13 protein-coding genes are annotated in these 13148 nt (G+C 55.9%); 7 read left to right on the forward strand and 6 right to left on the reverse strand.

All coding sequences use genetic code 11. The features are described from left to right. Nucleotides 1-216: 216 nt before the first annotated feature. Nucleotides 217-846, reverse strand: coding sequence for a LysE family translocator (locus EM595_RS18620; protein ID WP_067436356.1), 630 nt, complete (start codon nt 844-846; stop codon nt 217-219). A 131-nt stretch (nt 847-977) separates the two neighbouring features. Further along, complete coding sequence (locus EM595_RS18625; protein WP_067436359.1) at nt 978-1877, reverse strand: LysR family transcriptional regulator; 900 nt, start codon at nt 1875-1877, stop codon at nt 978-980. Nucleotides 1878-1973: 96 nt separating this feature from the next. Between EM595_RS18625 and EM595_RS18630 the strand changes: the two genes are divergently transcribed. Further along, nucleotides 1974-3032 carry an SDR family oxidoreductase gene (locus EM595_RS18630; RefSeq protein ID WP_067436362.1) on the forward strand — a complete coding sequence of 353 codons (1059 nt, stop codon included), beginning with the start codon at nt 1974-1976 and terminating at the stop codon, nt 3030-3032. Between the two features lie 82 nt (nt 3033-3114). On the opposite strand, the gene EM595_RS18635 is transcribed toward EM595_RS18630, so the two are convergent. Continuing rightward, a complete protein-coding gene (locus tag EM595_RS18635; RefSeq protein ID WP_067436365.1) occupies nt 3115-4044 on the reverse strand; it encodes a LysR family transcriptional regulator in 930 nt (309 codons plus the stop codon). Nucleotides 4045-4173: 129 nt separating this feature from the next. Between EM595_RS18635 and EM595_RS18640 the strand changes: the two genes are divergently transcribed. Next, nucleotides 4174-4698: a VOC family protein gene (locus tag EM595_RS18640; RefSeq protein WP_067436367.1), complete on the forward strand. Its 525-nt coding sequence runs from the start codon at nt 4174-4176 to the stop codon at nt 4696-4698. A gap of 84 nt (nt 4699-4782) precedes the next feature. Here EM595_RS18640 and EM595_RS18645 read toward each other — a convergent pair whose 3' ends face one another. Further along, nucleotides 4783-5202 (reverse strand): ASCH domain-containing protein, encoded by a 420-nt coding sequence (locus EM595_RS18645; RefSeq protein WP_067436369.1) that lies wholly within the window; start codon nt 5200-5202, stop codon nt 4783-4785. Between the two features lie 267 nt (nt 5203-5469). Here EM595_RS18645 and ptsJ point away from each other — a divergent pair, with 267 nt between their 5' ends. From ptsJ to EM595_RS18665, 4 genes are read left to right on the forward strand one after another with little or no spacing between them, the layout of a single operon-like run. Then, entirely contained in the window at nt 5470-6789 is a 1320-nt protein-coding gene (gene ptsJ / locus EM595_RS18650; protein ID WP_067436371.1) for a MocR-like B6 salvage transcription factor PtsJ, read from the forward strand. A gap of 37 nt (nt 6790-6826) precedes the next feature. After that, entirely contained in the window at nt 6827-7552 is a 726-nt protein-coding gene (locus tag EM595_RS18655) for a type 1 glutamine amidotransferase (protein WP_067436374.1), read from the forward strand. Nucleotides 7553-7599: 47 nt separating this feature from the next. Then, nucleotides 7600-8220 carry a LysE family transporter gene (locus EM595_RS18660; RefSeq protein ID WP_067436377.1) on the forward strand — a complete coding sequence of 207 codons (621 nt, stop codon included), beginning with the start codon at nt 7600-7602 and terminating at the stop codon, nt 8218-8220. A gap of 40 nt (nt 8221-8260) precedes the next feature. Continuing rightward, on the forward strand, nt 8261-9151 hold the full coding sequence (locus EM595_RS18665; protein WP_067436380.1) for a right-handed parallel beta-helix repeat-containing protein: 891 nt from the start codon (nt 8261-8263) through the stop codon (nt 9149-9151). 22 nt (nt 9152-9173) lie between these two features. Here EM595_RS18665 and EM595_RS18670 read toward each other — a convergent pair whose 3' ends face one another. After that, nucleotides 9174-10076 carry a LysR family transcriptional regulator gene (locus EM595_RS18670; RefSeq protein ID WP_067437021.1) on the reverse strand — a complete coding sequence of 301 codons (903 nt, stop codon included), beginning with the start codon at nt 10074-10076 and terminating at the stop codon, nt 9174-9176. A 137-nt stretch (nt 10077-10213) separates the two neighbouring features. Between EM595_RS18670 and EM595_RS18675 the strand changes: the two genes are divergently transcribed. After that, on the forward strand, nt 10214-11608 hold the full coding sequence (locus tag EM595_RS18675) for an amidohydrolase family protein (RefSeq protein WP_067436383.1): 1395 nt from the start codon (nt 10214-10216) through the stop codon (nt 11606-11608). Nucleotides 11609-11703: 95 nt separating this feature from the next. On the opposite strand, the gene melB is transcribed toward EM595_RS18675, so the two are convergent. Then, on the reverse strand, nt 11704-13128 hold the full coding sequence (gene melB / locus EM595_RS18680) for a melibiose:sodium transporter MelB (protein ID WP_067436386.1): 1425 nt from the start codon (nt 13126-13128) through the stop codon (nt 11704-11706). Nucleotides 13129-13148: the final 20 nt, after the last annotated feature.

The raw sequence follows: 13148 nt of genomic DNA on the forward strand, positions 1-13148 counted from the left end.
ATCTATCGGCCGCTGGCCTTCAGACTTTAGTGCCGTCATAACCCACTGTGACAGTTGTCCATTATTTTACGTTTAATGCGGTCACTAACCTACAGCAGCGGTCTGAAACGGGCATGCCGCTCAGGCCTGTCTGCTATCGCATGTCGGCTTTTCGATACTGAATGGCTGAAACCCATTCAGCCCAACAAGCGGCCTTCAGGCAATACGGCGCACAGGTTAACTGCGGCTGAATACCAGCTTCAGTCCGGCCATCGCGAAGCAGCATGCCAGCAAGGCATCCAGCGCGCGGCGGATACGGCGATAAAATGCAGCCATCATGGCGGTAGAAAACAGCACGGCATAACCGCAGAACACCACCACGCAAATCGCCGCACAGCCACTGATGATCATCGGGAGAGTAGAGGCAGCCGCGTCCGGCTTGAGCGCCACCGACATGATGGCGACCCAGGTGAGAATCGCTTTCGGATTGCCAATGTGCATCAGAATCCCCTGACGGAACAGCTTGCCAAAGGCCACGCTCTCTGTGCTGCTGGCAAATTCAGCGGCATCCGTACGGCGCAGTGCAGATTTGCCTGCTTTAAACGCCAGCCATAACAGATAGAGGCCACCGCCAATTTTCAACACGATCAGCAGTTGTGCAAAGGTCGCCAGCACGGTCAGGACGCCGCATGCCGCCAATAGCGCCCACAACATCGAACCGCCTATTACGCCTGCTGCCAGCGCCAGTGCTGCGCCGCGCCCCTTTTTCATTGCCGTGCCCATAATAGCCATATTGCTGGGTCCGGGGCTGGCAGTGGCGACAAAATAGGTGGTGTAGATCAGAATCAATTCGTGAGAAAGCGCCATGATATTCTCCGCAAGCGAACAGGATTAGCCAGTGCTCTTGTTATATCGGCTGGCGCGGGAATTTACCATCTGCGCGTTGGCTTTGTGGTTTCTCTCCCCGATAAGCCTGCCCATCAGGTCGCTAACGGCGTTTACACACCGGTGTTCGTAATAACCGGAAGATTTTTCGCCAGGTCTTCAAGCAACGCAACAATGCGCCTTACCCTGACCGGAATAAATCGCGCGTCCGGAAATACGGCATAAAGATAGCGATCGGGCAGACGGTATTCAGGCAGTACTCGGATCAGCGCGCCTGATTGCAATGCCTTAACGGCAAGCGGTAACTGCATACCACCAATGCCGATGCCCGCCAGCAGCGCTTGCAGCAGGGCTTCACTGGTATTTGCCCGCATCACCGTATTTACATTCACTGCTATCGATTCCTGCGTCGATATCAGCGTGAGCGGTTGATCCTGCGCAAGGCCGCTGAAGCGGATATGCGGCTGTAAAAGCAGCTCGTTCAGTGAAGTGACGTGAGCAAAATCCGGAGAGGCCACAAGAGCCGTTTCAATCCGCGTCAGCATTTTTGCCGCATGGATTTCCGGGGCTTTACCGCTGAGTCGTAGCGCGACATCCACGCCTTCACTGACCAGATCCGCCATACGGTCGTCAAGCGACAGCGTTAAATTCAAGCCCGGCGTCGCTTTCTGTAAGGCCAACAGAGGCGCCAGAAAAAGTTGTCCTACGCCGCTGGGGAGCTGTAGATGCACCTTGCCCTGCCACTGTTGCTCCTCAGGTTTTAACTGATTTTCCACTTCCTCCATCGCCGCCAAAAGTGGCTGCATTTCACGGCGATAGTGTTCTCCCTGGGCCGTCAGCGCCATCGCCCGCGTGGTGCGATGCAGCAGAACAACGCCCAGCTCGTCCTCAAGTGAGGCAATCTGCTGACTCACCGCTGACTGCTTCATGCCCGTCTGGCGTGCGGCCGCAGAGAATGAACCGGTTTCAGTAACCAACAGAAATGTACGAATCGCAGTGAGTTTATTGTTCATTTAATGGTTTTACTTATAAGCCCTATCCGGCTGCGGGGATTTTTGACACATGCTCTCTCCCGCACAATGCGGCTTTCACTGAGCCGGAGAATAAATATGTCAAAAGCGCATACTCAACACGTGGCACTGGTAGCCGGGGCAAACGGAATTGTTGGCAGCCAGCTAGTCAGAGTATTACTGAAAAATAGATGGAATGTGATGGCGCTTTCACGCCATGAGCGCGTTTCGGATGAAAACGTTACGACCGTGAAAGTCGATCTCACCGACCGTCAACAGAGTGAAAGCGTTCTGAGCAAGCTGCATGGCGTCACGCATATTTTCTACAGTGCCTGGCTGAATGCAGCCAGCTGGTCAGAGATGGTTGAGCCGAATGTCACGATGCTGCGCAATCTGGTCACCACGATGGAAAACGTCGCTCCGCTGGAAACCATCAGTCTGATGCAGGGTTATAAAGTCTACGGTGCCCATCTTGGTCCGTTTAAAACACCGGCACGGGAAAGCGATCCAGGCGTGCCAGGTGCTGAGTTCAATGGTGCGCAGCTGGCCTGGCTGAGCGACTTTCAGCAGGGTAAGCCGTGGCACTGGAATGCCATCAGGCCTGGCGTGGTGGGCAGCGCCGTTACCGGCAACACGATGAATCTGGCATTAAGCATCGCGTTATATGCGTCGCTTTGTCGGGCGCATAATCTCCCCCTGCGTTTTCCCGGCTCGGCGCAAACCTGGCATAGTATTGTCGATCACACCGATGCAGGACTACTTGCCGACGCGACGCTCTGGGCCGCCACGCATCCGGGCGCAGGTAATGAGGCTTTTAACGTCAACAATGGTGATGTATGGCGATGGAGCGAGCTGTGGCCGCGCATTGCGCAGTGGTTTGCGCTGCCCAGTGCGCCGCCCGTCAGGCTGTCGTGCGCGCAATTATTCAGGGATTATCAGGCAGCATGGCGCGATCTGGCCAGGCAACATCAGCTGGTCGAAGCCGATATTCTGAAACTCAGCGACGGACACTTTGCCGATTTCGTCTTTGGGTGGGAGTACGACATGTTTGGCGACGGCAGCAAACTTCGGCGGGCAGGCTTTGGAGGCGGTATCGCAACCGATGAGATGTTTTTTAGCCTGTTTTACCAACTGCGGGCACAACAGGTGATTCCCTGAGCCTTTTACAAGCGGTGATCACGCGGCTGAGGAAGGGTTTCGGGACGATATTGCGCCTGCCACGCAGGCGCTCACTAAAACGTTACCTCAGTTCCCCAAAATAGCCTTCACCGGCTTTTTTAAGCAGCTCATCAACGATAATGCGCACCTTTGGAATGAGATGCCGGGTACGCGGCCAGACAACATTCAGCTCAACCGGAACCGGCATATGATCGGCCATGATGGCGACGAGATTGCCTGCATCAATATGGCTGTTGACCATCGACTCCGGAAACTGGGCAATACCCGCCCCCGCCAGGCAGGCCATTAGCATGGCATCTCCGTCACTGATCTGGTGCGAGGCCGCGGCGATGAATTTGCTTTCCCGTTCGCCCGCCGCGCGCAGTCGCCAGGCCAGCGGCGCGCCGCGTCGGTAACCCATGATGCAGCAGTGCTTTTTCAACGCCTCAAGGCTGTCAGGCATGCCGTGTTGAGCCAGATAAACAGGTGAAGCGCACAACATCAAACGCTGGCGGCTCAGACAGCGGGCAATCAGCTCATCGGTGCTTTGTAATTCACCCAGGCGCAGCACTAAATCCACGCCCTCCTCAACCGGATCGATCAACCGATCGTTAAAGGTCAACGCCAGCCGCAGGGCCGGATAGCGGGTCATGATCTCCAGCAGCAGCGGCATCATCAGGTTTCGGCCAAAGGAGGCGGGCATATCGATACGCACCGTGCCGGCAGGGTTCTCCTGACGACGGCTCAGGCTGTTTTCAGCAGAATCCAGAATCTCCAGCGCCGACAGACAACTGGTCAGATAGGCTTCGCCGTCACTGGTCAGGCTCAGTTTGCGGGTTGAACGGTGAAACAGCCGCGTTCCCAGCCTCTCTTCCAGCCGCGCCACGCTTTTGCCAACCGCTGATTTGGTGATCCCCAGCTGCTCCGCGGCTTCCGTAAAGCTGCTCGATTTTGCCGTAACGACAAAGTGGGTGATTCCGCGCAGGGATTCTGCTGCTAACTCGGTAGACATAAAGTTGACTCTGTGGCGACGCATAGCGTGTTTATCGATGTTTAATTCTATAGCAGACTCAATCCAGCACGAAACATCAGGTTGCCGTCCTACGCGGCAAACTCATTTTTACCCTACAGGGAGCTCACCATGTCCACTAACATCATCCGCGGTATGGATCACGTTGGTATCACCGTTTCTGATATCGATGAGGCCACGCGCTTCTTTGCCGACGCCTTTGGCGCAGAAGTAATTTATGACTCTGTTGCGCCGTCAGACGACGACGTGCAGGGCGAGGAGCCGGAAGGCATTCTCAACCTGTTTCCGGGAACCAAAATTACCACGGTCAGAATGATGACCCTGAAGCACGGGCCGGGACTTGAGTTGTTTGAAATGAAGGGACCGCAACAGAGCCAGCCGGTGCGGCCCAGCGATTACGGACTCCAGCACTTTGCCGTTTACGTTGATGATATCAACGACGCTATCCGCCTGTTTGAGCGCGCCGGGGGCAAAATGTTTACCGCTCCGCAGCCGCTGATGTTTCCAACGGAAGTGGGTGAGAATAACTTCTTCTGTTATGGCCGCACGCCATGGGGCAGCGTCATTGAGCTAATATCATTACCAGCAAAACTGCCCTATGAAGATCACACTTCTCTGCGACGCTGGAAGCCGTAAGTCTCATCGGATGCGCCTGCAAAGGTGCATCCGTTATGGCTTCAGCGGTGCTGTTCTCTGCTGGCTTCGAGCGCGGGCGAATGCTCAGCACACCGCGATAAGCTCGAACTCTTCGAAGATGAGTTCCATGACCTCAGAATAGGTGCCTTCGCGTTCAAAATAGCGTTTGTGCCCTTCCCGCCAGTGCGCCAGGCTCAAATCCCCTTCTCCTTCTTTGCGCGCCAGTGCCTCTGTGACGTCGCAGAAACGGATCCTTTGCGTTCTGACGGTGCGGATCACACAGAGCGGCTGGCCGCTCCCGCTAAGGATGATGTTGTCGCTGCCCTCGCAGGGCGCTTCACCTCGCGCAAACTCCTCCTGCCAGACAACCCGGGAACAGCAGGTTGCCGTTTTCAGTCCGCTTAACACCCGTTGAGCGAGCTCATCAGCCAGCTGTGGGCTATCGCCAAACTGCCAGACAAGCGCGCCTGGATAGGCGTTTTTTACTGCTTCGAGTGTGGTCATCATCGGCCTTAGTAAGTGATGATTTTTATTGCAGGTCAAATCACACCATTTTGCCGGGCGGAGCAACAGCCTGGGTGCCGTTTTGCGATCCAAAGCCTGTTAACCCCATTATGTCAACGCGGCGTTGCCGTTCCTGACAAGCCGCCTGTCGTGACGCGTTTGCGTATCACCAGTGGGGGGTTTATTGATCTGCGTTCATTGCGGTAGACAGCTCTCCTGAGCCAGCTTACTATTGTCATAGGTCAAAAAAATTATTGTCACAGATCAATGAAACTATCCGGTAAAACAGCAGGCGAAATCTTCGAGCAGGTCAGAGCGTTAATCCAGTCCGGCGAACTCAAATCGGGCGACGTCCTGCCACCGGTACGCGAAATGGCCACCTCACTGTCGGTGAATCGCAATACCGTGGCCGCCGCCTACAAACGTCTGACGGATGCGGGATTTGCCCAGTCACGCGGGCGCAATGGCACGGTGATCCGTGGTTTTGCCGCGCCAGTGGTGGCGATGGAAGGCTCGCCACCAAATTTGGCGCTACGCGATCTGGCGGGTGGCAATCCCTGCGTGGATTTTCTACCGCAGGTAATGCCGGTGCGCATCACGCCAGGGCTGTACGGTGAACGGGCAGTCAGCGAGCAGATGGAAGCCATTGGTCGCGGCTGGATGGATGTTGACGTAACCGGATCCTATGAAATCAATCTCACCAGCGGCGCGGTGGATGCCACCGAGCGACTGCTGAACGGCTATCTCATCGCGGGCGATCGGGTTGCGGTGGAAGATCCGTGTTTTTTAAGCAGCATCAGTACGTTGATGCACAACCGTTTGCAGGCGGCGGGCGTGCCGATGGATGAAGAGGGCATGCTGGAAGCGCCGCTGGCGGATCTGCTGGCTTCGGGTGTGCAGGCGCTGATCGTGACGCCACGGGCGCACAACCCAACCGGATTTGGCCTGAGTGCGCAGCGGGCGCAGCGTATTCGCGATCTGCTTAAACACTATCCGCAGGTGCTGGTGATCGTTGATGACCACTTTTCGTTGCTCTCAACCCAGGATTATCACCACATCATTCCGGAAACCACGCGGCACTGGGCGCTTATCCGCTCAACCTCTAAATTTCTCGGGCCAGATATGCGTCTCGCCTTTGTCGCCAGCGATCGCGAAACCTCGCTACGCCTGCAACAGCGCCTGAATGCCGGAACCAACTGGGTCAGCCATATCATTCAGCACGTCGCCGGAGCAGCATTAACCGCGGCGGATTTTGATGCGCACATTGCCGCAGTCAGGGAAACCTATCGCGTTCGCCGACAGACGCTGACCGATCTATTGCGACACCATGATGTCCAGCTCGCCGATCGGCACGATGGGCTTAACGTCTGGCTGCCGCTGAACGTCGACAGCACCGATCTGGTGATGCAACTGGCCTTGCAGGGTTGGCTGGTACGCGGCGGCGAAGTGTTTGGATTATCTCAACCGGCGCATGGTTTGCGCATTACCGTTTCCGATCTGGACGCGGCAGAAGCCGGGTCATTTGTTCAGTCATTGTCTGCCCTGCTGTCCGCTTTATCGCAGCCGACAGCGGCGTTTTTCAAATAACCGGCACCTTTCTGGCCGACACCACGGAGTTTATTGCATGCGCGTACATTTCATTATTCACGAAAGCTTCGAAGCGCCGGGCGCTTATGAAATCTGGGCCGAAAAACAGGGCCATCAGATAAGTTATTCGCGGCTTTATGCAGGCGATGCGTTGCCTTCGCAGGTGGAAGAGATCGATTTTCTTATCGTTATGGGCGGCCCACAGGATCCCGCCACCACGCGCGACGTCTGCCCGCACTTTGATGCGCAGGCTGAGCAGAAGGTCATTGCCGCGGCGGCCAATGCGGGTAAAGCGGTGCTCGGCATCTGTCTGGGTTCACAGCTGATTGGCGAAGCGCTGGGCGCGGCTTTTGAGCACAGCCCGGAAAGAGAGATTGGCAAGTTTCCGATCTCTCTCACCGAGGCCGGACAGCAGCATGTGCTGTTTAGCCATTTTGGCGCTGAGCTGGAGGTCGGACACTGGCATAACGACATGCCGGGCCTGACGCCGGATGCCACGATCATCGCTTACAGCGAAGGCTGCCCGCGCCAAATCGTCGCTTACAGCGATCGGGTTTACGGTTTTCAGTGTCATATGGAGCTGACGCCAGAAGTCGTGGAATTGCTGATCGCGCATTCTGAAAAAGAGCTTAGCCAGGCGGACAACTACCGCTTTGTACACACGCCTGCTGAACTGCGTGCGCATGATTATCAGCAGATGAATCAGACGCTGTTTACCTTCCTCGACAAGCTGGCCGATCGCTACCGTCGTACCCTGGCGTAAAGCGGGTTGTGCGGCACCCTACTCTGAATCGTCACAGGGGAAAAAATATGACCGATTTACCCGTCGCGCTGTTAAGTATTGCCGGCGCCATTCTGCTGGGCGCAATGAGCCCCGGTCCCAGCTTCATCATGATTGTGCGCACGGCGGTCGTGTCGTCGCGGCTTAGCGCGCTGTCGGCGGCGCTCGGCATGGGTGTAGGTTGCATGATTTTTGCTGCCATCGCCCTTGCCGGCCTGCATTCCCTGCTGACGCTAGTGCCCTGGCTCTACGGCGCGCTTAAAATGGCTGGCGGCATTTATCTGCTCTGGCTGGGCGGCAACATGCTGTTCAGATCCGGTGGCAACCCCGCTGAACCTCTGGCCAGCGCCAGCGTGCTGCGCCCCGGCCGTGCATTTCTGACCGGCATGGCAACCCAGCTTAGCAATCCCAATACGGCCATTGTTTTCGGCAGTATCTTTGCTGCTCTGCTTAGCCAGCACATCTCTCCTGTTCTTTATCTGGTGCTGCCCGCTATGGCGTTTGCCATTGATGCGCTCTGGTATTCCCTTGTTGCGTGGCTACTCTCTGCCAGTCGTCCGCGTCAGGTTTATCTGCGTTATCGCACCTGGCTTGATAAGGCAGGCGGTCTGGTACTGGGATATCTTGGGTTACGGCTTATCCTGCGATAACGCCGCCGGACAGCAACGCAATACGCCGAGGAATAATACGATGATCACCGCAATTCGCTTTCTGAGCTGGACGCTTTTTCTTGCTCTGGCAAGCTGCATCGCCAATGCCACAGCGGCGGCCACTCTCGCCTGTCCGCTGACGCACGATCTTTCTGCCTGCATGGAACAGGTGGCCGCAGCCGGTGGCGGCACGCTACGCCTCGCGCCTGGAACCTACTTTCTGAATAACAGCCTGATCCTGAAAAGCAATGTGACGCTAACGGGCGCAGGCCCGACAACGGTGATTACCTGGAACCCTGCCATCGCACGCACCGTTAATGCACCGCTACTCACCGCCACGGCGATCGATCATCTGGCGATCACCGACGTAAAACTGGTTGGTACGCTTGATCAACGCCCTGACAGTCAGGATCTGCGCACTGATCAGATTGGCCTGTTTCTCAACTGCGCCGGCGACCCGACCGCTGGCGAAAAAACGGGCTGTAACGATATCACTCTTAACAACGTTGAGGTGGAGAACAGCAGCGACGGTATCCATATCAAAGGGGCCAGCCATCTCAGAGCAACGGATTTGAAGCTGCATAACAACGGCAATACCCAAAAGGATTATTTCCATAATATCTATCTCCGCCGCGTGGCGGACGTGCGGCTGATCCAGACCGCTAAAAACCGCGGTGGATTTTACGCCAGCCCGCGCGGTCATGGCATTCGCGGCTCACATCTGATCAATGTCTATATGAGCAACCTTGAGATCTATGACAATGCTGATTACGGCATCCACATGGACAGCGTATTTAATGTCAGGCTGCATGATCTGCACCTTAGCCATAACTGCCTGAGTAACAAGCCGGGCTGCGTAGCGATAAAATGTTACGGGCCACAGTGCGACGTGAACGAACACGCACCCGCCGAGGAGGATAATGCGCGGTAAGCTAAACCTAAAAAAGCGCCGATTATCCGACGTTATCACTGCGTATCCGTTCGGCTATCCAGTCAGCAAAGGCGCGCACCGCCGGTGAAAGAAAACGCTGGTGGGGATAAAGCACGCTGACCGGCACCGGCGCGGGCTGCCAGTCAGCCAGCACTTCAATCAGGCGGCCTTCGCGCAGGTGATCCGCCACCACCCGTTCAGCAAGCTGCGCCAATCCGAACCCTGCAAGGCACATACTGATGTAAAGCCCGGTTTCATTGGCTGCGGCGATGCCGTTAACCGTCAGCGAGCGTTTTTCCGTGCCGTTAACGAAATGCATGTCGCCCGCGTGTCGGCGGTTTGCGGAAAAATAATGAATGGCGCGGTGCTGAGACAGATCGTCAGGATGATGCGGAATGCCATATTCGCGTAGATACACGGGAGACGCACAGGTCACCCAGCGCAACTGACCCAGTGGTCGCGCCACCAGCGTGGAATCATGCAGTTCGCCGGTGCGGATCACGCAGTCCACCCCTTCCTGCACCAGATCAACCTGGCGATCGTTAACGCCCATCATCAGGTAAATATCGGGATAGCGCCGGTAAAAATCGTGCAGATGGGGCATAACGATAAAATGGGCGATGCCGCCGGGCATATCAACGCGTAAACGCCCCTGCGGCCGTTTGACCGAATCCGTCAGGCTCGATTCCGTCTGCTCAATCAGCGACAGTATTTCCTGGCACTGCACCAGATAGCGCGCGCCTTCAGGCGTCAAATTTACCCGCCGCGTAGTTCTGTTTAGCAGGCGAACCTGTAAATGTTTTTCCAGCCGTTTAACGGTGCTGGTGACGGTTGAGGCGGGCAGCGAAAGGGTCTCCGCCGCGTGAATAAAACTTCCGGCCTCCGCCACGCGCACGAAAACCTGCATTGCCTGAATCCGGTCCACTCTTTTCTCTCCGAACCGCTGCGTGAGCAATCGATATTGTTCGTGATTGCTGAATAATGAAAGCAGTTTACCGCTCTTTTTCAGCAAGGCCATCCTCCGTAAGGTGGGGCAAACACATTTCAACAGGTAAAAAGAACATGACCAACGTGCTTCGCAATATTATCCAGCCTGCTGCTGCCGTGCCGCCGCGCAGGCTGATTCGCGGTGCCACCGTGCTCAGCATGGACACAGAAATCGGCAATTTGACCCGCGGCGATATTCTTATCGAAAATGGCATAATCATCGCCATTGAGGAAACTATTGCGGCTGGCGATGCCGAGGTGATCGATGCCACCGGCATGATCGCCCTGCCAGGCATGGTTGATACGCATCGCCATTCATGGGAAGCCCAACTGCGTCGGCTGAATCCCAACGCCGAAACACTGGAAGATTACTGCAACGCCACGCACTTCTCTTTTGCTAAATATTATCGTCCGGCCGATATGTACGTCGGCAACCTGCTGACCGCACTGGGCTGCATGGATGCGGGCATCACCACCGTTATCGATAATTCACACAACAGCCGCACCGGCGCACATTCTGATGCGGCAATTGAGGCGCTGCTGGATGCCGGTATCCGCGCCGTTCATGCCTCAGGCGCGCCGGTATCTGGCGAATGGGACAAGGCGCACTGGCCAGGCAACCTGCAACGCCTGCAGGAGAAATATTTTCAGGGCGATAACCGCCTGATTTCGCTTGCCGCAATGGCACAACTGGAGCCTGAACGGTGGGCAGAAGCGCGGCGACTGGGCCTGCCGATCGTCACCGAGTTTTTCGGCGGCGAGATGGCGTCTGAGCTGGCGGCGCTGCACCAGCAAGGCCTGCTGGGCCCGGATAATATTTTTAACCACTGCACCGCCCTGCCGGATGCCGGGTGGCATATCCTGCGTGAGGCTGGCGTACGGGTTAACGTTTGCCCGCGTTCCGATGCGCACTACGGCATTGAGGATGGCATGTTTGCTCTGCAGTCAGCGCGGCGTCACGGCATCAGTCCTGGGCTGAGCGTGGACAACGAAACGTCCTACAGCGGCGATATGTTCATGGAGATGCGCGTGGCCTTTTATCTGCAGCGTGTCATGGGCATGCACCAGCAAAAAGGCTGCGGTGATGCGCATCATGCGGTGACGCTGCCAGCGCATAACCTGCTGAAAGCGGCGACGCTCGATGGCGCCGTCTGCGCGGGCTTGCAGGATGAGATCGGCAGCCTGACGCCGGGCAAACAGGCTGACCTGATCCTGATTCGTGCCGACGACATCAATCTTTATCCTTCAGGTAACGCCTTCGGCACCGTGGTACATGCAGCCGATCGCAGCAATATCGATACAGTATTGATTGGCGGGCGCATCGTGAAGCGCAATGGCACGCTGGCTGGCGTTGACAGCCCGCGGCTGCGGGCGGCGGTCGATGAATCCCGGCAGCATCTTTTTGCGGCGGCGGGCTATCAGCACGATATGTTCGCAGAGCGGTTTCTGCCGCTTGAATCGGCAACGTAGCGGGAATGTGCCTGGCCGGTTTCACTGCCGACCTGAAACAGCAAAGCGGGCATCCGTGCCCGCAATCTCATCAGAATGGCATTTCCCTAATGTGGTCAGGCTTCTGCTTCGGAAGGTTTAGTGAGGCTGATTTCTCGCGATGCCGGTATCACCACGCTTTGCGGTTTACGGTATTTATCCAGCAGATGAATTTGCACTTTGCGCAGCATATCGCTATTCAGCTTGTAGAGACGAAAATAGAGCAGCAGCGTGATCAGGAAGAAGATGGCGGGCAGCGCAATCATAATGAATTGCATGCCCACCAGCGTGCTTTCGGTCTGGGCTACGTTCGGCACGTAACCAATAATGCCGAGCACCAGCGCCATAAAGAACGCGGCGAACGCTGAACCACCTTTGACCACCATCGTCTGCACGGAATACGCGATGCTTTCGCAGCGTACGCTGAGTTTGTATTCGCCGTAATCGACGGTATCGGCCACCATAATCACCTGCAACACCCAGAACAGCGCTGTACCGACGTTCATCAACACCCCGGCCAGAGAAACCAGCCAGACGTTGTGAGAACCCGCCATCGCCACCCACAGCAGCACTCCGCCGCCAAGAATTGGCAATACAGATGCACCCGCCCACAATAAACGACGTGAAAACTTTTTCACCAGGCGCGGGAACAACACCACCGTCAGCAGGTTGGCTGCCCCGGCGTAAGACATGTACCAGGGAAAGAGATCGGCATCGCCAATCACATAGGTGAAATAATAGATCGCAAACCCGGAGATAATATTGGACGCGATGTTATAAGCGAGCGCCATGCCGAGCAGGCAGGAGAGCTGATCGTTTTTATAAATAAGCGCGACGATGGCTTTTAAGGTCAGGTGGCTTTCTGTTTCCGCCGCGTTGTTCGATGAGTAGACTTCCTTCACGTTACGCAGCGTAATAATGGTCGAGACGATGAAAAAGGCGATCAGAATCAGCGTTAGCATCTGAAAGCCAAATCCCCGATCGGTGCCGCCAACATAATTCACAAAAGGCAAGGTGACGCCTGCGGTGATAAAGCCCGCCAGGCTGGCAAAGAAGCGCGGGAACGGCACCAGCTTTTCACGCTCGCGTTTATCAAGCGTAATGGTCGGTACCATCGACCAGAAGGGAATATCCATAATGGTGTAGGTCATGCCCCATAAGATATAGGTCACCCAGACAAACACCACCTGGGTTGTGCCTTCAAACAGATGCGCGCTGAACAGCAGAAACAGCATCAGCGAATTAACAATGGTGCCGATAAAAATCCACGGCTTAAATTTTCCCCAACGGGAACGCGTGCTGTTAACAATCCAGCCCATGATCGGGTCATTAATCGCATCCCAAATCCTGGCCACTAAAAACAGGGTGCCGACAACGCCTACCGATAAGCCGACGACATCGGTGTAGTAATACATCAGGTACATGTAGACGATGCCAATAGCGAAATCTTTACCGAATGCCCCAAATCCGTAACTGAGTTTTGTTGTAATTGATATGCTCATCCAGGGTACAGGGCCGCTGT

Origin of the sequence: Duffyella gerundensis, assembly GCF_001517405.1 — a bacterium.
Classification (GTDB): domain Bacteria; phylum Pseudomonadota; class Gammaproteobacteria; order Enterobacterales; family Enterobacteriaceae; genus Duffyella; species Duffyella gerundensis.